This is a genomic window from Caldibacillus thermoamylovorans, assembly GCF_000751775.1.
Classification (GTDB): domain Bacteria; phylum Bacillota; class Bacilli; order Bacillales; family Caldibacillaceae; genus Caldifermentibacillus; species Caldifermentibacillus hisashii.
Window position 1 is genome coordinate 1 of record NZ_CCRF01000021.1, and the last position, 22125, is coordinate 22125.

At 37.6% G+C, this 22125-nt stretch carries 19 protein-coding genes and 1 riboswitch; of the genes, 17 read left to right on the forward strand and 2 right to left on the reverse strand.

Annotation, left to right across the window (positions count from 1 at the left end):
* The first annotated feature begins 386 nt into the window (after positions 1-386).
* The 3 genes from BT1A1_RS02795 (at position 387) to BT1A1_RS02805 (ending at position 4695) form a co-directional block, all read left to right on the forward strand.
* Positions 387-1688, forward strand: coding sequence for an NCS2 family permease (locus BT1A1_RS02795; protein ID WP_034767890.1), 1302 nt, complete (start codon positions 387-389; stop codon positions 1686-1688).
* 278 nt (positions 1689-1966) lie between these two features.
* Positions 1967-3355 (forward strand): class II fumarate hydratase, encoded by a 1389-nt coding sequence (fumC, locus tag BT1A1_RS02800; protein WP_034767892.1) that lies wholly within the window; start codon positions 1967-1969, stop codon positions 3353-3355.
* Positions 3356-3663: 308 nt separating this feature from the next.
* Entirely contained in the window at positions 3664-4695 is a 1032-nt protein-coding gene (locus BT1A1_RS02805; protein WP_034767894.1) for a S66 family peptidase, read from the forward strand.
* A 142-nt stretch (positions 4696-4837) separates the two neighbouring features.
* Here the strand turns inward: BT1A1_RS02805 and BT1A1_RS02810 are convergent, their stop codons facing one another.
* The gene (locus BT1A1_RS02810; RefSeq protein ID WP_034767896.1) at positions 4838-6127 is read right to left on the reverse strand and encodes an MFS transporter; all 1290 of its coding nucleotides are present in this window, start codon (positions 6125-6127) and stop codon (positions 4838-4840) included.
* A gap of 155 nt (positions 6128-6282) precedes the next feature.
* Here BT1A1_RS02810 and BT1A1_RS02815 point away from each other — a divergent pair, with 155 nt between their 5' ends.
* The gene (locus BT1A1_RS02815; RefSeq protein ID WP_081912248.1) at positions 6283-7539 is read left to right on the forward strand and encodes a helix-turn-helix domain-containing protein; all 1257 of its coding nucleotides are present in this window, start codon (positions 6283-6285) and stop codon (positions 7537-7539) included.
* Positions 7540-8302: 763 nt separating this feature from the next.
* Here BT1A1_RS02815 and BT1A1_RS02820 read toward each other — a convergent pair.
* On the reverse strand, positions 8303-8599 hold the full coding sequence (locus tag BT1A1_RS02820; RefSeq protein ID WP_034767898.1) for a WXG100 family type VII secretion target: 297 nt from the start codon (positions 8597-8599) through the stop codon (positions 8303-8305).
* A 670-nt stretch (positions 8600-9269) separates the two neighbouring features.
* On the opposite strand from BT1A1_RS02820, the gene BT1A1_RS02825 reads away from it, so the two are divergent.
* The 13 genes from BT1A1_RS02825 to BT1A1_RS02885 all read left to right on the forward strand — a co-directional run bounded on the left by BT1A1_RS02825 (position 9270) and on the right by BT1A1_RS02885 (position 21889).
* On the forward strand, positions 9270-9581 hold the full coding sequence (locus tag BT1A1_RS02825) for a hypothetical protein (RefSeq protein ID WP_034767900.1): 312 nt from the start codon (positions 9270-9272) through the stop codon (positions 9579-9581).
* Positions 9582-9843: 262 nt separating this feature from the next.
* Positions 9844-10704, forward strand: a complete 861-nt coding sequence (locus BT1A1_RS02830) for a pre-toxin TG domain-containing protein (RefSeq protein ID WP_197057063.1) — start codon at positions 9844-9846, stop codon at positions 10702-10704.
* 13 nt (positions 10705-10717) lie between these two features.
* The gene (locus BT1A1_RS02835; RefSeq protein WP_197057064.1) at positions 10718-11089 is read left to right on the forward strand and encodes a hypothetical protein; all 372 of its coding nucleotides are present in this window, start codon (positions 10718-10720) and stop codon (positions 11087-11089) included.
* A 409-nt stretch (positions 11090-11498) separates the two neighbouring features.
* Positions 11499-11687 (forward strand): hypothetical protein, encoded by a 189-nt coding sequence (locus BT1A1_RS02840; RefSeq protein WP_156103157.1) that lies wholly within the window; start codon positions 11499-11501, stop codon positions 11685-11687.
* A complete protein-coding gene (locus BT1A1_RS18135; RefSeq protein WP_034767906.1) occupies positions 11684-12256 on the forward strand; it encodes a hypothetical protein in 573 nt (190 codons plus the stop codon). The genes BT1A1_RS02840 and BT1A1_RS18135 overlap by 4 nt, the downstream gene beginning before the upstream one ends.
* Before the next feature lie 163 nt (positions 12257-12419).
* Positions 12420-12650, forward strand: a complete 231-nt coding sequence (locus BT1A1_RS02850; RefSeq protein WP_034767907.1) for a hypothetical protein — start codon at positions 12420-12422, stop codon at positions 12648-12650.
* Between the two features lie 862 nt (positions 12651-13512).
* Entirely contained in the window at positions 13513-13872 is a 360-nt protein-coding gene (locus BT1A1_RS02855) for a YxeA family protein (protein ID WP_034767909.1), read from the forward strand.
* Positions 13873-13950: 78 nt separating this feature from the next.
* A complete protein-coding gene (locus BT1A1_RS02860; protein ID WP_034767911.1) occupies positions 13951-14715 on the forward strand; it encodes an ABC transporter ATP-binding protein in 765 nt (254 codons plus the stop codon).
* A gap of 15 nt (positions 14716-14730) precedes the next feature.
* Positions 14731-16584, forward strand: coding sequence for an ABC transporter permease (locus BT1A1_RS02865; protein WP_034767913.1), 1854 nt, complete (start codon positions 14731-14733; stop codon positions 16582-16584).
* 12 nt (positions 16585-16596) lie between these two features.
* Positions 16597-16797, forward strand: coding sequence for a hypothetical protein (locus BT1A1_RS02870; RefSeq protein ID WP_034767915.1), 201 nt, complete (start codon positions 16597-16599; stop codon positions 16795-16797).
* A gap of 702 nt (positions 16798-17499) precedes the next feature.
* Positions 17500-18456, forward strand: a complete 957-nt coding sequence (locus BT1A1_RS02875; protein ID WP_034767917.1) for an AAA family ATPase — start codon at positions 17500-17502, stop codon at positions 18454-18456.
* A complete protein-coding gene (locus BT1A1_RS02880; protein ID WP_231553273.1) occupies positions 18456-19652 on the forward strand; it encodes a DUF58 domain-containing protein in 1197 nt (398 codons plus the stop codon). Before BT1A1_RS02875 ends, BT1A1_RS02880 begins: the two co-directional genes overlap by 1 nt.
* Positions 19649-21889 carry a transglutaminaseTgpA domain-containing protein gene (locus tag BT1A1_RS02885; RefSeq protein WP_034767919.1) on the forward strand — a complete coding sequence of 747 codons (2241 nt, stop codon included), beginning with the start codon at positions 19649-19651 and terminating at the stop codon, positions 21887-21889. The genes BT1A1_RS02880 and BT1A1_RS02885 overlap by 4 nt, the downstream gene beginning before the upstream one ends.
* Positions 21890-21930: 41 nt before the next feature.
* Positions 21931-22032: riboswitch (purine riboswitch) on the forward strand.
* Positions 22033-22125: the final 93 nt, after the last annotated feature.

Consider the following 22125-nt stretch of genomic DNA (forward strand, 5'->3'; position numbering starts at 1 on the left):
CTTTCAAAAAACCCGGATTATACATCTTTGAACAGTATAATATTTTTGCTAAAAGAATATTTGCACCGTAAAATGGGTCATTATGTTCAAGATAATTGGTAGAATATCTACAAAAAAAGCCTGAATTTATGCATCTTAGAACAGTGTGATATTATCCCGAAAAAATATTTGCTGTGTAAAACGGGTCATTATGTTCAAGATAATTGGTAATAAATATACCAAAAGGTACATCTGGTCAAACGGTGAACCTTCAATGCCCAAGATTTTGTAAAAACTTATCCCTTAATACAGACTATGTAAATTTTGTACTTGAAAAAACATCCATAAACGAATATTATTTAATTTGTGGTCTTAAAATGTTCGTATTTATATTAGGAGGGCAAAAGATGTTTAAGCTTCAGGAAAATCAAACAACTGTAAAAACGGAAATCTTCGCCGGGATGACAACATTTTTTACAATGGTATATATTATCGTCGTTAACCCGGCAATTTTATCGAATACCGGAATCCCTTTTGAACAAGTATTTACCGCAACAATTATTGCAACCGCTATTGGCACGCTTTGGATGGCACTTTTTGCAAATTATCCGATTGCGATTGCTCCCGGTATGGGCTTGAATGCATATTTTGCCTTTTCGGTTGTAGGTTCTCACGGTGGGATTGATTATGTTACGGCCTTTTCCGCAGTATTTGTGGCAGGTATTATATTTGTTATTCTTTCTTTAACAGCTTTTCGAGAAAAATTAATTGAGGCAATTCCGGATAATTTAAAATTCGGAATTTCAGCTGGAATTGGTCTTTTTATCGCTTTTGTCGGTTTAAAAAATACCGGGATTATTACAAGTAATCCAGATAATTTAGTTGGGCTCGGTAATCTTCATTCTCCTGAAGTATTGCTGGCGTTATTTGGTTTGGCCGTTTCCCTTGTGTTAATGGCACTCAATGTAAATGGTGCTTTATTTTTTGGTATGATTATAACGACAATCGCCGCATTCGTAACCGGACAGTTATCCTTTGATAAGGGAATTTTTTCTCTACCATCGTTACCGGACGGTGTTATTGTAGCCAACCCTCTGGAAGCTTTTGTTGATGTCTTCCAACATTCGCTATATGCGGTTGTTTTCTCCTTTTTATTAGTCACCATCTTTGATACGACCGGAACGATGATTGGAGTAGCAGAACAGGCAGGTTTTATGAGAGGAAAAACATTACCAAATGCAAAAAACGCACTCCTTTCTGATTCCATTGCTACAACAATCGGTGCAATGGTGGGAACAAGTCCGACAACGGCATATATTGAATCAACTTCAGGGGTTGCTGCAGGTGGAAAGACCGGTCTTACGTCACTAACGGTTGCGGTTCTTTTTATTCTTGCCTCATTCTTAAGTCCTTTAGTCGGTGCAATTTCCGGTGTGGCCGCGATTACCGCACCTGCACTTATTATTGTAGGTAGCCTAATGATTGGTCATGTTGCAAAGATTAAATGGAATGAAATTGATGAAGCATTTCCGGCATTTCTAGTCATTTTAACCATGCCGCTCACGTCGAGTATTTCAACAGGTATTGCGCTCGGTTTTATATCGCTTCCGTTAATGAAAGTAGCCAAAGGAAAATGGCGGGAAGTCCATCCGATTGTCTACATTTTTGCAGTATTGTTTTTTATTCAGTTGGCGTTCTTGCCACACTGAGAATTCACATGCTTGCCACGGCTATGCTATTTCAGCTGTGGCTTTTTTTGAAAATATCACAGTAATCTTACTTTAGTTAAGCCCAAATTTTATCTTTTTGAAAAAGTTTAAATACCTCAATAGCTAACTTAAACAAGAAAATCGCTTTTTGTTGCCAAATTAATAGATTTGTACAACTATATTGACTATAGTCAAATTAATAGATTTGTACCACTATATTGACTATAATAGAAATGGATTTGTAAACGTTTTTGTCCAAATACAGGAGGGGAATTTTCATGGAATACCGGATTGAAAAAGATACGATGGGGGAAGTTAAAGTTCCGGCAAACAAATTATGGGGTGCGCAAACGCAACGGAGCTTACAAAACTTTGCGATCAGCACGGAAACTATGCCGGAAGAATTAATTAAGGCTTTTGCCATTTTAAAAAGAAGTTGTGCGATTGTAAACAATAAACTTGGAAAATTAAGTGATGAAAAAGCAAAGGCGATTGTCACTGCAGCTGATGAAATTATTGAAGGAAAACATGAGGGTGAATTCCCGTTAAAAATTTGGCAAACCGGCAGTGGTACACAATCGAACATGAACTTGAATGAAGTCATTGCGAATCGGGGTAATCAACTGTTGGCCGAACAAGGTGCCAGTCAAAAATTACATCCAAACGATGATGTCAATATGGGCCAAAGTTCAAACGATACATTTCCGACTGCCATGCATATTGCAACAACGAATTATGTACAAACGTATTTAATTCCTGAGATTGAAAAATTGAAAGCAACATTGGAAGAAAAGTCACAAGCGTTCATGGATATTGTAAAAATTGGCCGGACACATCTTCAAGACGCAACACCATTAACCCTCGGCCAAGAAATTAGTGGCTGGGTACATATGTTGGAACGTTCCTTAGAATTTGTCAAAGAAAGTTCCGATAAAATGAAAGCACTGGCTATTGGCGGGACAGCCGTCGGTACCGGAATCAATACCCATCCGGAATTCGGGAAATTGGTTAGTGGGGAAATTTCTAAATTTACGGGAATAGAGTTTTATTCATCAGAAAATAAATTCCATGCCTTAACGAGCCATGATGAAGTTGCCTATGCTCATGGTGCATTAAAGGCATTGGCAGCCGATTTAATGAAAATTGCCAATGATGTTCGCTGGTTAGCTTCAGGTCCAAGATGCGGAATCGGGGAAATTACTATTCCGGAAAATGAACCGGGATCATCGATTATGCCGGGAAAAGTCAATCCAACCCAAAGTGAAGCGATCACGATGATTGCTGTTCAAGTCATGGGAAATGATGCAACCATTGGATTTGCAGCAAGTCAAGGGAATTTTGAATTGAACGTGTTCAAGCCGGTGATCTTGTACAATTTCTTGCAAAGTGCCCGACTTTTAGCAGATGGTATTCGTTCATTCAATGATCATTGTGCGGTGGGCATTGAGCCAAATCGGGAAGTAATTACGAAAAACTTGAACGAGTCGTTGATGCTTGTTACGGCATTAAATCCGCATATCGGTTATGAAAAAGCAGCCCAAATTGCTAAACTTGCTCATAAAGAAGGAACAACATTGAAAGAAGCAGCATTGAAGCTTGGCTACCTAACGAGTGAAGAATTTGACAAATATGTCAATCCCGCTGACATGGTACATCCGAAAGCTTAATAAAACCATATAGATTAATGTATAATGAGACGTCAGAATTGGTAAAATATCTTTCAATTTTGACCGTCTCTTTTTTTACCTTCAGCAGTAACCGACCGATTGTATAGAAAGAAATCAACATTAGTGCCAGTGATTTCGATGGTAAAAACGAAAAGATCGATAGCAGAAGCCCCATCTATCAACAGTTACCCTCGTGATTACAGCTGTAAAAATAGAAAATCAACACATCCCCATGTTCAAAAAATCATTGCATTATGTCATAAAGGGTGGTTAAATAATAAGAATTATATGGGAAGGTGGGCATGTAGATGTTGATCAAACCAAAAAAATTACATCCTGGTGATAAGGTGGCAACCGTTAGTCCTTCATGGGGTGGAGCGGGTGACCCCGAGATTCGTTGGCGCTATGAGCAAGGTGTTGAAAGACTGGAAACCGTTTTTGACCTGCAAGTGGAACCAATGCCAAATAGTTTGAAAGGGACAGAATACCTGTATGACCATCCGGAAGCCCGTGCCGAAGATTTAATGGCAGCCTTCAGAGACCCGGATATCAAAGCGATTTTTACCAATATCGGTGGGGAAGATAGTATCCGGCTTCTACCCTATATCGACTTTAAAGTGATTCACAACAATCCGAAAATTTTCATGGGCTATTCAGATACAACAATTCCTCATCTTTTTTGTTTAAAAGCAGGGGTATCGTCGTTTTACGGACCATCTATTTTAGTCGATTTTGCAGAAAATATCGAGATGCACCCCTATACGGTCGATAAAATCAAACGGACATTATTCTCTAATAAGGCGATCGGGGAAATTGAAACGGCAGCCGAGTGGACGAGTGAGCACGTAGAGTGGACAGAAGCAAATAAAAATCGAAAACGAGTCATGCAGCCGAACTCGGGATATGAAGTTTTACAAGGTAAAGGTGTTGTGCAGGGGAGGCTCATTGGCGGTTGCATAGAAGTTTTGGAGTTTGCTAAAGGAACGGTGCTCTGGCCGGACGAAAAATATTGGGATGGATGTATCTTGTTTTTTGAAACATCCGAGGAAAAGACGGAACCGACCTACATTCGATATTGGCTGCGAAACTATGCGGCACAAGGAATTTTGCAAAAAGCGAACGGGATGATTTTCGCCAAACCGTATGATGAAAAATATAGGGAGGAATATAAGGAAGAAATTTTAACAGTGATGCGAGAGTACGGGTTGACCAACTTACCCATATTATATAACTTGAATTTTGGCCATACGGAGCCGAAATGTATTTTGCCTTATGGCGCACTGGCTGAAATCAATTGTAGTAAAGGTTCTTTTTCTATTCAAGAAAGTGGTTGTATATAATGAAGGGTGCCGGATCCGGGGCTGGCACCTTTATCTTCCTTTGCTATAAACAGGGAGTAAGCCCCACCTCAAGCAAAGAGGATAGGTGGGGGATGAACTTCCCGTAAAGGTCCAATTAGTTCAACACTGATGGAATTTCCCATTACCCGGTAATACGCTGTAATGCATTTTTTCGCTCAGGATATGCATTCGCTATTACAGATGGACGGAGCATAAAAAGGGCAATACCGATAATGATACCGGCCGAGATGAACAATACCCATTCAGCCGCAACCCAATCATAAAGAAACCCATAGATGACCGTCCCAAGCGGCATCAGAACTTGTGCCATTGTTTCAAGAATAGAAATAACCCTTCCTTTAAAATCATCATCCACACTTTTTTGCATCATGACCCCGATTGGTGTATTTATGATGGTCAAAAAACTACCGATTGCTAACATTAAAATAAGATAAAACACAAACATAGCCTGATAAGAAAATGGGACAAGTAGAGGTACGGCAATGCCACCAATAACAAGAGCCAATCCAATAGTTCCATATTTTGCGGTAATGAGCGGGTATTTAATTTCTTTCCGAATCGTTAAATAAAATGATAACAACAACATGCCGACAGCAAAGGCACCTTCCAAAATTCCGAAATGCTCTGACTTCATTCCCAGTTTTTCGATTAAAACGAAAGAATATCCGACTTGAAAAGAGCCGAAGAAAAAATTAATAAACAAGGCAATGAAAATAATAGTTTGAATGACCGGTTTCGTTTTTAAATAGGCAAATCCTTCTTTCATACTGACCCACAATTTTTCTTTCTCTTGACCTGCAACTGGTACATGGCTACGTTTGGCAAATAATTGGAAATCCATCGTTGAATCAAGAATTAGAGCAACTAGAGATGCAATTAAGTAGATTATGAGAAAAACAGGAATTGAAACTGCCCCATAAAGTACGCCTCCTAAGGCCGGTGCGACGATGGAAGCCAGTGATATGGACATTTGATTAAGCGACATTGCTTTTTGAATTCGATTTTCATCAACCAACCCTGAAATTGATGATGTGAAGGTAATGCCGGAAAAAGTTGATGTCAATGACAATAGACAGGTGGTTATATAAATGGCAGTCAGTGATAAGCCATTCATAAGGCTAACTGTCAAAAGCCCGGCAATTGCCAAAACAGAAGATGCTTGGGCAAGAATGATCGTTCGTTTCCGAGAGAAATTATCCGCAACGTAGCCAGCAAACGGTGCAGCAATCGTTCGCGGTAAAATACTACAAATTAAATTCAAAGCAAAATTAGTTGCAGATCCGGTTAATTGCAAAATATAAAAGCTAATGGCAAAAGAATAAACATTGGCCCCAAATGTAGAAATTAACTTGCTCGTCATAAATGTCCAAAGATGATAAGTTCCCCTTTTTAACTTTTGTGCTTCGGTCAAAGAAATCCCCTTCTTTCATTAAGGTTAAATTTTATTAAACAAATTATAACATGGGTCCTTCTGGATATCAATAAATATGTTCAATTAAATTAAACATTATTTTGTGTAAAACTTATTTTACGGATCGAGAAAAATTTAATATAATTAAAATATGAATGGAGGTGTTTCCCATCTTAACATTAGGAGAGCGAATCAGGAAATTAAGAAAAGGCAGAGGGTTGACCCTTGAGGCATTAGCCGGTACGAAATTAACGAAAGGGATGCTCAGCCTGATTGAAAATAATAAAGCGGTTCCTTCCATCGAGAGCTTGAATTATATTGCAAGCCAATTGGGAGTGGATGTTAGTGATTTGTTACAAGATGAAAATGTTCAGGAATTGAGGGATTTATTGGAACAGGTAGAAAAACTATATTTTACCGACACAAAAACACTTAATAATAACAAAAAGTATCAACAGATTAAAAAAATGATTGAGCCATTTATCAATCACTTAACGAAAGGATATGAGTCAGCACGTTTAACGGAGTTGTACGGATATAGCCTTTATCATGTTTCAGAAGATAAGAACTGGAAAAAGTATATTTTGGGCTCAGCCCAAATGTATGAGAAAATGAATCTGGTGGACAGAAGAGCGAGCGTTGGTACTTTTCAGGTTAAAGTTCAATTTCGTAACCATAAATACGAAACGGCATTAAAAATGCTTTTAGCAGAACGGGATTATCTTGAAAAAAATTTTCCGTATATGAGTCCGACGACAAGGCTTGAACTTGATTACCTTGAGGCAGTACTACATTTTGCTGTCGGGAATTCACTAGCGGCAATCCGTGTGATAGAAGATGCAATTGCTTTCTCAAAAGTCCATAAAGTTTTTTACCATATTGATGATTTGTATCGGATAACTATCGGTTATGGGCTAGTGAACCATGACGAAGAAAAAATCAATAATTATTTGAAGAAGTTGCTTGGGTATGCTAACTTTGTTGAAGATCCTTTCTATTATGCCTTTAATGATTATACTGAAGCCGAAGTAAGACTTTTTAAACATCAAGATTATGAAGGTGTTATTCGTCTGGTTGATAAATACGTGACGGGTCTGGATGATACCGAAGTACTGAAACCGTATTTTTTCTTAACGAAAGGGAAGGCATTGTATGGGTTGGGACGATATCAGGAAGCTGTTCAATGGTTGGAAAGAGTTGAAATACCACCATTTTTGCCACACCCGTTTGACTTAACAATCTTTTATGTGGGAGATTCTTATTTGGCGTTATGTTATTTAGAATTAGGTCAAATTGAAACAGCTTTGAAATTCGCCACAAGGGCAAAAGAAAAAACAACTCCTCTTCCGGATACATTATTCAAATCATTTATTATCGATACGTATAAGAAAATTGTTCAACATATTGTTTAATATTTACGAGTGGGTCGATGCCCACTTTTTTTATACGTTAAGAAAGTATAAATTTCCAGCAAAGAAGCGAATTCGACGTAGTTGGAAATTTTAAGAATTAAGTATAAGTGCTCTTGCGGCTCTGCTCTCGCCTAAAGGCTCGGCAATCACCGAGTTTTCTTTATACGTTAAGAAAGTATAAAAATACAAGTAAATAACTTAGGATTAGTTTTATTGTCTAGCTCCGTGCGCCAGCGACTGAGAAACTAGCTCACCTTTAATGTGCTCCTGCGCCATAGCCTATTCGAGGAAGCAAATCTGTTCCCATTGCGAGGATGTAGGGCCACAGGTCATGGTCAGACATGCGTTCCAACAGGAGTTTGTACGTTGCTAAACGGGCGCTCTTTACTTTTCTTATATGCCCGGTAAAAGCAGCAGGGATAGTGTGAAAGTGATGATAAAAGGAGAGGTTGTAGGATTCTTATCTTGCAAAATAATTTTAATAAAATTCAGAATTAATTAGAACAAAAAAACAGCATCACCATTCGCTCCTTATACGATCAGTAGTGAATGGTCCAATTGCACAAAATTGGGTTTAGTAAATAAAGAAGGAAATAGGAGATAACGGCCTCCTTTTTTGTACAGGAACCGTGTTATGAAAAAAAGTTAAGGCTGTGTTTATAAATGCAAAGGACCTAATAACTATTAATAGCGGCTAATCACGATTCTATGCAAGGAGCAATAGGCACCCTGTCAAATCTGGGGGAATGAAGCCCACCCTAAACTAGCCAAGTTTTGCAGCCGAAATAATTTCCTTTTGGGTATTCCGGTATGTTTTTGCAGTTTTTTTCAAAATCTCTGAGTACTGCTTCATACTTTGTGTCATTTCTTGAAGATCGTCCATAAATCCTTTAATTTGGTTAACAAAATCTAAGTTATCTTGTCCTTGCCATGCAACACCCATTCGATCAACCTCGCTGAATAGGGACGCATAGATTCTTTCATATTCAAAAGAATGTCGGTCAATTTTTGCTGCTGTTGATTCAAGTTTTGCAGGATCTACCGAAATGGAACGCACCATTTTTTACCTCCTTATAGGCATATCGCAATAGATTCAATACACGTGGTTTTCCTTATTTTCCGTTAAAAAATATACTATAATCATATACTAAATTGAAAAAATTTTCAATATTAGTATGGGTTGTTTGTAAATTATTAGGGCCTAAGATGGAAAATTCGATTACTGAATATAGTATTATACATAAAGTAAGATTTTGATTAATTGGCAGAAGTATAGGGCCCTGTACCTACAATGTTTAACACACTATATACAATCAATATACAGACAGGCGAGCAGAAGCAAATTACCTTCCCGGGGAGTGACGAAATGAATGTGAATTCACAAGTAATAGATTCCAAACTGACTTGGTTGTGAAAAAAGAAAACGAAGACCTTGGTAATGTTTTAATAGAATATGCTGTTTTGTGAAAAATTGCTATGCTTAAATTGGAATAGTACTTTTTCATGTCTATGTCATTCACGATTGTGACCATTCAGTTCGTTCGCATCCAATAAATATGGGCAAGTGGACATATCCACAATATAGGGGGAGCCTTTTAAACTATGGGTAGTAGAAAATAGCGCTTTTTTCCTAATTTATAAATTAGCTTTATGACTTTTTGACCATTTTAATATTTTTACCCTATTGGTAAAATTTACATTATAAAGAATTTGCTAAAGGGGTAGGAATTATGGAGCTTTTAGACGAAATTGAAAAGAAAGTGCAGCGCGGGAAGTTTTTACTGATGGTGGAAATTTTAGAAGGTTATCGTTCCAATGTTCATCAGGCAGTAAACAGAATCGATGGCAGTTTACAGATGTATCGATCCGCAGATAGCTCTTACGCAAAACATTGGGAAGGGGAGACAAGGAACAAGTATGAAGAAATCACAGCTGAGATTCAGCATATCGGGAATAAAATAGATCAACAAGGCGATCGACTCATAAACGCCATCAACAAAGAGATACGTAGTTTGCTAGCTAAATGTGAGGCCTTACGATGAGTAAAATTAAGGTGAAGTTCGATGATTTGGAGGAGTTTGCGGACAAAATAGGAAAAGTGGATCGGGAATGTGACGAGGCCCTGGAAGCCCTTAACTGGCATTTCACCTCGCTTTTGTCCAATTCCCGGGTATGCTTCCGGATTCGATCCATGCCTTAGAATATGAATTAAGGTATTCGATTAACGAATACAAAAATAAGCTTGATGAGGCCCAAAGATTAATTAGACTCACGGCTGCAGAAATGGAAAAAGATGAACAAAAGATGGGGAACAAAGTAAGCGAGTTTTTACTGGAACTCGTCGGATGGAACGACGCACAACGGGTATTTAGTGAATATGATCCGGTTACCGGTAAGAAGCTTTCTTTTGGCGACCGTGTACTTGCGGGAGGTTTTCTGGCTCTCTCGTTACTTCCCCCGGCAAAAGCAGTAGGGGTTGGCGGGAAAACGTTGATAAAAGGTGTCGATGCAGGAATTCCAGCCCTTGCCAAAACACCGGGAGTGCTCAAGAAAATTCGAAATGTCCTAGACCCAAAGAAATTCCACCAAGCCTTTCGCTCCGTATATGATCAGGTAGTAAACGCGCCAATTGCCCTGACCAAGGCTTGGTTTGATACAATAAAGAAGGAGATTGGAGAAATCCGACTTCCGCAAATAGCACAAGAAGCCTACGCAGGAATCGGTGCTACTGAAAGAACCGTTAAGGATGCGTTTAGTGATGCAAAGGACCTGCTTCAAGGAATCAAAAACACAAAGCTAGATGAGTTGGATGTTGGTGAGGCAGGTGGGGCTACTAAGGATACGAGTAATGCTTTTCAATGGACGGGCAAGAATTTTAGCCAAATGGGTAAAAACATGTCTCCTAACGAAATGATTAGTAATCTTGAAAAGTCGGGATGGAATAAGATCGTTGAGCCTGGTGGAAAGAAAAGTGGACCTGCTACTATTTTTACTGACCCAAGTACGGGGACTAAAGTGAGAATACATGCAGAGCCTGGAGAAGGTACTCCTTATTTTAGGGTTCAGAATAAGGGCGGCGGCTATCTAGACAACAATGGAGTATTCCCAAGTAACGCAACAAAACAAGAATTAAGAGATAAAACACATTTCTATTTTGAAAAGTAGGTGGGTTGAATTGTTGGCTACAAATTTACAGGATATTCTAGAAAATTTTGATTTTACAGATAGCATAGTTACTGAGGTGAAATGGTCTGACAATCTAATAGACCTGATATTAGTTGTTGATTATTATTGGGATATTCAGGACGGTCATGATACTACAAGAATATTAAAGATTATTTTCAAAAGTTGCAAAAGGGCTGACTTCCAAATTAGTACAGAACTTCCCTTGTCTCCTGAAGAAGTAAATAAAGAAAGTCTCTTTACAATTGTTCTTTTCAAAGAGTTGGCAGGGAGTTCGGATAAGCAACAGCATGTGGGAATATTTACTACAGACTATTCTAAACCGTGGTTGTCGGTAGTATGTTCTAATGTAATGTTGGAGGAATAGTACCGTTTATAACCTTGATAGCTATGCTTTTCAAGATTTTTAAAAAAATTTTTTAAACGTGGATAAATTTAAAGAAAATAAATAAATTTATATTTTTTATACTTCCTACGTCCTTTGACGTGTGAGTAGGGAAGGGAAAAAATCTTAATAAATTCATTCAGTTCCTTAAATAAGCAGTCTACCAAGCATCTCTGGATATGAAGAGGACTATCCTTCTTGAGGGTATTTAAGCTGAATGAGTACTTGTAAACAGAAAGCAATTAAAATAATGCATAATATTTTCCATTCTAGTATTAAAATTTACATTATAAGGAAGTACAAAAAAGGTAATGAATAAAAAAACAAGCTCGATGAGGCCCAAAGATTAATTAGGCTTACGGCTGCAGAAATGGAAAAAGATGAACAAAAGATGGGGAACAAAGTTAGAGAGTTTTTACTGGGACTCGCCGAATGGAACGACGCTCAACGGGTATTTAGTGAATATGATCCGGTACCGGTAAGAAGCTTTCTTTTGGCGACCGTGTACTTGCGGGAGGTTTTCTGGCACTTTCGGTACTTCCACCGGCAAAGGCAACAGGGATTGCCGGGAAAACGGTGATAAAAGGTGTCGATGCAGGATTCCCAGCCCTTGCCAAAACACAGGGAGTGCTCAAGAAAATTCGAAATGTTCTAGACCCAAAGAAATTCCACCAAGCCTTTCGCTCCGTATATGATCAGGTAGTAAACGCGCCAATTGCACTGACCAAGGTTTGGTTTGATAAAATAAAGGAAGAGGTTGGAGAAATTCGGCTTCCGCAAATAGCACAAGAAGCCTACGCAGGAATCGGTGCTACTGAAAGAACCGTTAAGGATGTGTTTAGTGACGCAAAGGACCTAATCCAACGAATCAAACATAACAAACTAGATGAGTTGGATGTTGGTGAGGCAGGTGGAGTTACTATGGGTAAAGTTAACTCTAAATGGAAATCAGCAGAATTATTAGATGAACTTGCAAATAGTGGTGTAAAATATAACCCTGATGAAGTGATGGCTATTACAAAAACTGCAAGTGGCTTGAAAAAGATAATTCAAATGCAGGTTTTGAACATATATTGCGTCATGCAGATGAGTTTGCAGCGAAAGGAATTAAATCAAATGAAATTCCGGATTTGCTTATGGAGGCATTAAGTAAAGGAAAAGTTGTTGGAACTCAAGGTCGAGGAAACATAAGCCCAATTTATGAAGTAGTTTTCAACGGACAGAAACAAAGAGTTGCTATAACTGTTGGAAATAATGGTTTTATTGTAGGGGTAAATTCAAAATCAGTACCATAATAAAAAGGGGAAGAACCGTGAACATTATTAAGATATTTCTGGAATATCAATGCTATCCAATATGGATATATAATGAGCAAGGTGAATTAGTTGATAATGATCTAGTTGAAGAACTTAAGGGTGAAGACGAAATTGATAATATGCTTTTAGAGATACAAAATATATATGATAGCCCTTTTGAAGACAATGCTATCAACTTTGAGTTCAAAGGGTTTTCAAATGAAAAGGCATATTTTTTAGGAAGATAGAAAACGCTGTAACCTTAATTAGAGAAAAATTAGGAGATAAGTATCTAATTGAGAATAAGGTAGAAATTTAATAAGATTAAATAATAACCTTGATTGGCTTGATACCGTTCAAGGTTTATTTTCTTGTACCCCGTGACGAATAGTTATTTTTTTTACAGAGATGAGAGTAACCCTTTTTTATTCTTAATGCTTCCTTCAGCTTCTCTATTTGGTTTAAACTTAATTCAACAGTGGAAGGAAAGGAATATGTTGTATAGATAGGTTAATAATATTTCTTGGCTTTTTGTCGTCGACCCTCAATAGTGCACAAACCCCGGGAGGCCGACGACAGTTATTTTGTAAAAATGTGGAAGTATAAAAAATATAATTTTATTCATTTATTCTTTTTACAGTTCTCCCCAATTTTAAAGTCTTGGAAATATTAAAGGATGAGAGGCACGATAATAAGTTAAGCTTGAAAAAGCTAGAAAATTTTCTAGTTAATTGAAAAAAATTATGATATTACAAAAGTTATAATTGGTTACGAATCTGCAACTGATGAGAATACTTTGTTAACAGAAATTAATAATAAAGTAACTAATTATGATAAAGAAATAGAAAAAATACTTTCTTAAATTTATGAGCCTTAAACTACCCTAAGGCTTTTTTTGGCAACTTTTTCATCCTCCTTAACGGGCAGTAACATCCACTTCAAGATTTTTGATCACATTTTACATTCGTTTTTGTTAAGAAAAGCTTAAGAAGTTTCCTTGTTTTTTCTTAAGAAATGAATCTTATACTTTAGAGGATGTTGAAAAGTTCTATTGGTAACCCAAGAACTTATATTGTCAAAAAAAGAAACGGGAAAGGTGGATAAAAAAAGATGAGAAAAAAGTTTTTATTTGGTATTTTCGGAGTCGTTGTGACTGGCGTTTTGATTATGACTTTTATTGGTGAGGAAACTCGAGATAGATTTAATCCATTCATTAAAGAAAAAGATGTTTTTGTTTTGGTAAAGGATGAAGGAATACCGGACCCTGATTTTCCGCAGAGATATATGTTCAGGTTAAACGGGGTGGATGAATCAGGAGAAACAGATGAAATTAAAATCACTACTTCTGTTAAAAACTTCCCAAAAGAAAGTTATTTAAAAGCCCATGTAAAAGGTAAGTATGTTTATGAGTACGAAGTTGTATCTCCGGAAAACATTCCTGAAAAAGCAATGGAAGTATTGACTAAATAGTAAAAAGTCCAATAACTAATATTGTCATTGAATTTGACACCGGTTCGGAAAATGTATGCAAAGAATAGGAGAGTATATATGAAAAGGTCAGTGATAATTGTTAAAAATATTCAAAAAGTGTATGGGGAAAAGAGAGGAAATCCATCACATGCATTAAAAGGAATATCTTTCTCGATGGATGAAGGGGAATTTGTTGGCGTTATGGGACCTTCCGGATCAGGTAAAACGACATTACTAAATGTAATTTCAACGCTTGACCATGCAACCGATGGCTTAGTTGAAATTGCAGGTACAAACATTACCAAGATGAGGCAAAGCGAACTGGCTGACTTTCGTTCAAAAAAGTTAGGCTTTATTTTTCAGGATTTTAACCTGCTTGAAAACTTATCAATTTATGAAAATATTGCGTTGCCACTATCACTGCAAGGGGTTTCTTCCAATAAGATTGGGACAAAGGTAGAAAAGGTAACAAAGATGTTAAGAATTTCAGACATTCTTTCCAAATATCCATCAGAGGTTTCCGGTGGACAAAAGCAGCGTGCGGCGGCTGCGCGGGCGATTGTGCATGACCCTGCCATAATTTTGGCAGACGAACCTACCGGTGCACTGGATTCGAAAAATGCCGCAAGTCTTCTGGAGACGGTGGCAAATTTAAACGAAGAACAAGGTACATCTATTTTGATGGTCACTCATGATGCTTATAGTGCAAGTTACTGTAAACGTATTTTGTTTATTCAAGACGGAGAGCTGTATAAAGAAATTCACCGTAGTCAAATGCCGCGCCATGTTTTTTATAAGGAGATATTAGATGTGCTTGCAGAATTGGGTTCAGAGAAAAGATAGGGAAGGAAATTCGGCATGTTATTTAAACTTTCTATAACAGGATTAAAAGGTAAGTTAAAAGACTACATCGTTTTGCTTGTTGGTCTTGTCTTGTCCATTTCAATTTTTTATATGTTCCAAACATTAGCGTCTAACAAGGAATTTCTGGAAGCAAACGCAACCATTAAGTCAATTGGCTATGTGTTTCAAGTCGGATCATTCTTATTGGCAATCATCACATTTTTTTATGTGTTTTATGCAAACTCATTTTTGATGTCCCTTCGTCAAAAAGAGTTTGGTATGTATATGTTGTTAGGGGCAAAAAAATATAAAGTTGCATTCATTATGTTTATAGAAACCATCTTAATTGGAGTGACTTCTTTAGCAATTGGAATCGCCTCAGGTATAGGACTTTCACAAGGTATTGGTCATTTGTTAATGAAGCAACTTAATTTTACTGCAAGTGGTTATCGGGCATTATATGTTCCCTCCATAACAGTTACTTGTATATTCTTTGTTGGATTATTTATCCTATCTGCTTTGTTGAATAGTATGAAATTAGCACGGATGACAGTTCTGGAACTTGTGTACGGAAATACTTACGCTGATTCTTCCGTGATCAAAGGAAAGATGACCGGAATCACAGCATTCATTTCGATTATTTTATTGGGAATCGGTTACGCATCAATGATTTTTATGGATGTTTTAAAAGAAGCGGGAATCACGATTGCGATGCTTTCGACAACAGCGGGGACATATTTATTTTTTGAATCTGTTTTTCCGCTATTTGTAAAGAAGCTTAAAGAAAATAAAACACACAATGAAAAAGGAATTAATGCTTTTACATTTGCCCAATTAAAGTTTCGAATCAATGGTTTAACAAAAGTTTTAGCTACCGTAGCCATGTTAATTGCACTGGGAGCAGGAGCCATTTCAGGCGGCATGGCTTTTAAAAATAATGTGATAAAATCGGCTGATAAATTTGAAATATATGATACTGTCATTTACAACCCAACAGCAGAAGAAATGAAAATTTTAAATGATATACCATTCAAAGATAAAAATGAATATCGTTATAAAACGGATGATCAATATATTTATTATCTAAAAGCAGAGTTAGAAAAAAACCGTCCCTTCATATATGTTGAAAATGGAGGGAAATATACCGGTAAATTAAAGCGTGTTTCTGAAGACCTGCCATTAGGTGCTGTTTCAAATGATGGACAAGAAATGGATAAAAATACCAAGGTCATCCCGGATGAATGGGTGACTGCGCTAAGAGGGATACAACCTTCCTATTTGGATTATCTTGACAAAACGATAAAAATTGTAGACATAAAAAGGTATAATGAACTACAAGGCAAGGAAGGGCTTGTTTTTATCGGAAAAACAGATAATTTTGCTGCACATACACAAGAATGGAAAAAACTTGACGAATTGCAACTAGAAAAATATAAACATATCGATGCAGACGACATGCTAAGTAAATATAAAATATATGATGAATTTTATACTGTTTCCAGTGGGACGGTATTTATGGGTTTCTTCTTAGGCATTGCTTTTTTGGCTATGATGGCGAGCTGTTTAATGTTTAAAATTCTGTCCGGAGCAACAGCAGATATAACCCGTTATGACATGCTTCGTAAAATTGGTGTTCGCCATGAGTTACTAACGAAGTCAATCTACAAGGAATTTTTCTTAGTTTTTTTGTGTCCGGCTATTGTAGGTATTGCCCACGTATTAATTGGCATGAATATTTTTGGACTCATTGTCATTGACCCGTATTTTCGTATTTGGTTACCTATTTGTATTTTCTTAGTGATTTATACCATTTACTATACGATTACAGTTCAATTATATAAAGGCATTGTTCTTCCAAAAGTAAGATAGAATGATAAATGTATGGATGATGAACGTTTTCGATCAGGTTATAAAGGCACTGTTATCCTCATATTTTTAAATGCAGATTTAGAAAAGGCACTCAAAATTTTTTTAAAAGAAGTAACTTATCTTCTCGTCGTCAATTTTGAGCGAAAAATGTTCTACTTTGGCGACGAGCCTGAATCTCGTCACCATTTTGGGGCGGGAAATGCTCATTTTTGACGACGAGATCTAATCTCGTCACCGTTTTTGAATGAGAAATTTCCTATTTTGGCGACGAGGCCCGTTCTCGTCACCATTTTGAGGCGGGAAATGCTCAATTTTGACGACGAGATCTAATCTCGTCACCATTTTGAAGTGAAAAACGCTCAATTTTGACGACGAGCCTGAATCTCGTCACCATTTTAAGGTGGGAAATGCCTATTTTTGACGACGAGATCTAATCTCGTCACCATTTTGAAGTGAAAAACGCTCAATTTTGGCGACGAGGCCTGTTCTCGTCACCAATTTGGGGCGGGAAATGCTCATTTTGGACGATGAAATCTAATCTCGTCACCATTTTGAAGTGAAAAACGCTCAATTTTGACGACGAGCCCCGTTCTCGTCACCAATTTGAGGCGGGAAATGCTCATTTTTGACGACGAGATCTAATCTCGTCATCGTTTTTGGTTGAGAAAGCTTCTATTTTGGCGACGAGCCTGAATCTCGTCACCATTTTGAGGCTGGAAATGCTCAATTTGGACGGTGAGATCTAATCTCGTCACCGTTTTTGGCTGAGAAAGCTTCTATTTTGACGAAGAGGCCTGTTCTCGTCACTAATTATTAAAAACTTGTAAAAATCGTAAATCTCATTAACAGGTGACGGAATTTATTGTAAAATAAAAATAATATTCCTTTTCGACTAATACAGGAGGTTTTACAACAATGATAATTCCAACTCTCCATCCAAAAGTAGAAGTTATCTTAAATAATATGGAAAGGGTCATCGTCGGAAAACGTGAAGAAATCATTTTATGTTTGACAGCGCTTTTGGCGGATGGCCATGTGCTATTGGAAGATGTCCCCGGCGTCGGGAAAACGATGCTTGTCAAGTCCCTTGCCAAGTCGGTCAGCTCAACATTCAAACGAATCCAATTTACTCCTGATTTACTGCCTTCCGATGTACTGGGTGTGTCGATTTATAATCCGAAAGCATTGGAATTTGAATTTCGACCGGGTCCCATTATGGGCAATATTATTTTAGCCGATGAAATTAATCGGACAAGCCCCAAAACGCAATCAGCCTTGTTGGAGGGGATGGAGGAAAAGAGCGTGACCATTGATGGCCATACATTTCCTTTACCAAGACCATTTTTAGTTATGGCCACGCAAAATCCGATTGAATATGAAGGGACCTATCCATTACCGGAAGCTCAACTCGACCGCTTTTTATTAAAAATCCACATGGGTTATCCAAGTTTTGCTGAGGAAATGGAAGTTTTAAGTCGTGTTCAAGAGGAGTTGCCGATTCAGGAATTAACTCCTGTCATTACTTTGGACGAGCTGCTATCTATGCAAAAAGAGGTAAAAGGCGTATTTGTTGATGATACGATTAAACAATATATTATTTCCATTGTGACAAGGACAAGAAATCATCCGCAAATCTATTTAGGTGTCAGTCCCCGCGGCTCGATTGCATTAATGCAAGCCTCAAAAAGCTATGCCTATATACAAGGGCGGGATTTTGTGCTGCCTGATGATATCCAATTTTTAGCACCTTTTGTTTTCGCACACCGGATGATTTTGCAGTCACAAGCCAGATACGATGGTGTGAATGCGGAAGAAATTATCTCCTCGATTTTATCGGATACAAAAGTTCCCATCCAAAAGGTTGTGAAATGATGCATCCGATGAAAAGAACCATTTCTGTTTTGAAGTTCATCGGGCTGATTGGACTTGTAGCAGCAAGCTTTAGTTTTGCCATGTTTCAAGGGGGATTTGTCAGCTGGTTTTTATTTGGAAGTTTTCTGCCTATTGCCTTTTACTCCATTCTACTAAACTTTTATCCAATAAAACGAATTGATATTAAGAGGGTGCTTGATAAAACGGAGTACGTTAATGGTGAAATGGTATCGGTAAAAATTCATATAACCTTGCCCTATCGTATTCCTCTCGTCTATCTATTTATTAAAGATGAAGTTTCTGAACGTTCAGGGGGTCGTCCGTTTTCAGGAACAACGGTATCATTTCCGTTATTTTCAAAAGAACGAACGTTTACTTACCACCACAATTTATTACCACGTGGGGAGTACACCTTTCACAAGATACGAATCCAAATGGGTGATCTGTTGGGCTTGACCCGGAAAGAGGTAGTTGTAGAGCAATTGGAAAAAATCATCGTATATCCGGCGTATATCGAAATGAAATATGATCCTTTCAAAACCTTATTTGAATCGGGAATGACTGCAGCAAAGGATGTAGCCCAAAGAGACTCCACAATGGCGATAAGTACACGTACCTATCAATCCGGCGATAGATTTTCCTGGATTCACTGGAAACAGACCGCAAGAAAAAATGAAATAATGACAAAGGAATTTGAACAGCGACAAAGCCAAGATGTGTTACTTATTTTAGATCGCACACCCAGTCCAAGTTTTGAGTTAGCTGTAAAATTTACTGCTTCAATTGTTCGATCCGCTGTAAAAGCAGGGACTAACATCGGTCTTCTTTCATATGGAGCGGAAAGACAATATTTCCCCGTTCAGGGAGGAGAAGCACAACTCCGAACATTGAATTATCATTTAGCAACTGTGAACGATGATTTAAACCATGACTTTCATAAAATTTTAGAAACAGAGATATTTTTGAAAAAACCCGGTCAAACGATGATCTTCCTTGTCTGTCAACTAAGAAAAGAAGTTATAGAAAAAATAACTGACCTCTGTACTCGAAATAATGAAATTGGTATTTTTTTGATAAAATCCCGGCTCGAAAAAGTTAAGCCTGAAGAGGCCGCTTTATTGGAGTATGCCAAGGGTAAGGGCTTGAATGCAAAAGTAGTACGTGAAAGTGACTTTACCAAGGCTTTTGAGAGGTGATTACGATTAGAAAGCAAAAAGGTCTACAGACGTTTATTTTATATGTGATCGGATTTATCCTTATTTGGGAATGGCTCCGTCCTTTACAACAGATAACCGAAATAAAAAATTTACCGGTGTTTCTTGGTTTTCTGGTTATTGGCTTTGTATTAAGTTTTCTTGGTGTTCATTGGATTTTAAGAATAATTATTAATGGTTGCTATATGATTTTGGTAATTAACCACTTATATTACCAAGAGCCGCTTATCACACTCTTAAAGTTGGATACAATTATAAAAGATTTTGCTTTAAATATCGGTCATGTTTTCAGGATGGATTGGCTCGGACTGACGAATTCATTTCGAACATTTCTACTGTTCGTCACACTGGATTGTATTGTCTTTCTATATACATTTTGGGTGAAGAAGCGAAAAGGTATTTTTTTCTTTGTTTTGATCACGATTATTTACTTGGCTATTCTTGATACATTTTTTCCGTTTCAAGCAGATTATGCGGTGATTCGCACTTTTATTATCGGCTTGGCGGCAACGGGATTGGCACATTTTTCAAAATTGGTGGAGCAGGAAAGGCTCACTGTTTCCTTTGCGTTAATAAAAAGATGGCCTATCCCGTTAGTTGTCATAATCCTTGTATGTGCGGGTGTGGGAATAGTTATTCCAAAGCCTGGTCCGATTTGGCCGGATCCGATGCCTTATGTTGTTACGTTTGCCAATCAGGAAGATGGAAATATGCTGAATGCAAAGGGAAAACTGCATAAAATTGGTTATGATGAAGACGATACCCAACTTGGGGGCGGGTTTATCAAAGATGATACACCGGTTTTTACGGTTAAGTCCCCGGAGAAACAGTATTGGCGGGTGGAAACGAAAGATTTTTATTCAGGAAAAGGGTGGGTTGTTTCTGAAAAAGATAATTTTCAGCAAATAAAAGATTCAGAGGAACTGCCTATTTACTCGGTTGAACCGGAATATCTTGGTGAAACATCAGAATTGGAAGTTGTCTTTATGGAAAGACGAGATCATGTCATCTATCCACAAGGGGTAAATAGACTCAAATTTCATAAGCAAAACTTTTACCATTATAATGAAGCCAATGAGAAGATTCAAATTCCACCCGATAACCAATTATCATCCTACACGGTGCAATATCAGCGTCCTGCTTTTATTATAGAAGATTTAAAAAATGTAACCGCATCTGAAAATTTGAGGAAGGACATGCCGGATTTTTATACCCGGTATACGCAATTGCCTGAGAATTTACCGGCTAGGGTCAAAGAACTTGCCATTCGGTTAACTGAAAATGAAAATAATCAGTATGACAAAGTAAAAGCGATCGAGGAGTATTTACAAAGTTCCCGGTTTACCTATAAAACGGAAAATATCCCAATTCCCGGCAAAGAAGAGGATTACGTTGACCAGTTTTTATTTGAAACGATGATCGGCTATTGTGATAACTTTTCAACATCAATGGCGGTCCTGCTCCGTTCTGTCGGGATCCCCTCCAGATGGGTGAAAGGTTATACGGGCGGTACAGTTATTGGCTCTGAGGGTGAGTTGACAACATATAAAATTACAAATAATAACGCCCATTCATGGGTAGAGGTGTATTTTCCCGGTAATGGCTGGGTACCATTTGAGCCGACAAGTGGGTTTACAAACGCGGTTGATTTTATTGAAGAATCCGAAACTGTAAGTACAGAAAATGCTCTGCAACAGGAACGAGAATCGGAATCAAATGTCCAGCCAGAGGCACCAAATCTACAAAGAAAACAACAAACAGAACAACAAATAGAAGAACAATCAGAGACAAATAGTGATAAAGAAACAAAACCATTTACCATAAATAACGATTGGAAAAATGTAAAAATTTGGTGGGTAATCGGTGGAATTTTGGCTGGCATTTTTGTTTTGTTGAGTTATATTTTACGTCGACGTTGGCTGCCTTATTGGGTAATTTTTCAGTATCGAAATAAAAATGATGCAAAGTCTTTTATGCCGGCGTATTTGGCACTTTTAAAGAGACTGGAAAAATCAGGAGTCATAAAAGAAGAGGATGAGACATTAAACCAATTTGCAAAGAGGGTCGATGAATTTTTTAACAATGATTTTATGAGCCGGTTAACGGAACAATATGAACGCTATCTATACCGGAATGAGCAGGTTGATACCGGCTGGGGCTCTTGTAAACCAATTTGGGAGGAGTTAATGAAGCTTGCGGCAGAGAAAAAACTTACTTGACCTTATGTTGAATACACTTTACAATAATGACGTTCAGTAAAACTTGATAAATTCCATTCCTTCATATATCCTCGATAATATGGTTCGAGAGTCTCTACCAAACTACCGAAAATAGTTTGACTATGAAGGCAGTTTTCTAATTTGTTCTTTTGAATCGGTAATTAATCCTTTCGAAAAATAACTTGAACGAAAACTAGAAACTGCCTTTACTGGTAGGGTCTAGTTTTTCTTAAAAG

Excerpts from the sequence above, each read along its gene's own strand:
- BT1A1_RS02795 (WP_034767890.1), top strand. The coding sequence starts at position 387 with ATGTTTAAGCTTCAGGAAAATCAAACAACTGTAAAAACGGAAATCTTC.
- fumC (WP_034767892.1), top strand. The coding sequence starts at position 1,967 with ATGGAATACCGGATTGAAAAAGATACGATGGGGGAAGTTAAAGTTCCG.
- BT1A1_RS02805 (WP_034767894.1), top strand. The coding sequence starts at position 3,664 with ATGTTGATCAAACCAAAAAAATTACATCCTGGTGATAAGGTGGCAACC.
- BT1A1_RS02815 (WP_081912248.1), top strand. The coding sequence starts at position 6,283 with ATGGAGGTGTTTCCCATCTTAACATTAGGAGAGCGAATCAGGAAATTA.
- BT1A1_RS02820 (WP_034767898.1), bottom strand. The coding sequence starts at position 8,599 with ATGGTGCGTTCCATTTCGGTAGATCCTGCAAAACTTGAATCAACAGCA.
- BT1A1_RS02825 (WP_034767900.1), top strand. The coding sequence starts at position 9,270 with ATGGAGCTTTTAGACGAAATTGAAAAGAAAGTGCAGCGCGGGAAGTTT.
- BT1A1_RS02830 (WP_197057063.1), top strand. The coding sequence starts at position 9,844 with ATGGGGAACAAAGTAAGCGAGTTTTTACTGGAACTCGTCGGATGGAAC.
- BT1A1_RS02840 (WP_156103157.1), top strand. The coding sequence starts at position 11,499 with ATGGGGAACAAAGTTAGAGAGTTTTTACTGGGACTCGCCGAATGGAAC.
- BT1A1_RS02855 (WP_034767909.1), top strand. The coding sequence starts at position 13,513 with ATGAGAAAAAAGTTTTTATTTGGTATTTTCGGAGTCGTTGTGACTGGC.
- BT1A1_RS02860 (WP_034767911.1), top strand. The coding sequence starts at position 13,951 with ATGAAAAGGTCAGTGATAATTGTTAAAAATATTCAAAAAGTGTATGGG.
- BT1A1_RS02865 (WP_034767913.1), top strand. The coding sequence starts at position 14,731 with ATGTTATTTAAACTTTCTATAACAGGATTAAAAGGTAAGTTAAAAGAC.
- BT1A1_RS02870 (WP_034767915.1), top strand. The coding sequence starts at position 16,597 with ATGGATGATGAACGTTTTCGATCAGGTTATAAAGGCACTGTTATCCTC.
- BT1A1_RS02875 (WP_034767917.1), top strand. The coding sequence starts at position 17,500 with ATGATAATTCCAACTCTCCATCCAAAAGTAGAAGTTATCTTAAATAAT.
- BT1A1_RS02880 (WP_231553273.1), top strand. The coding sequence starts at position 18,456 with ATGCATCCGATGAAAAGAACCATTTCTGTTTTGAAGTTCATCGGGCTG.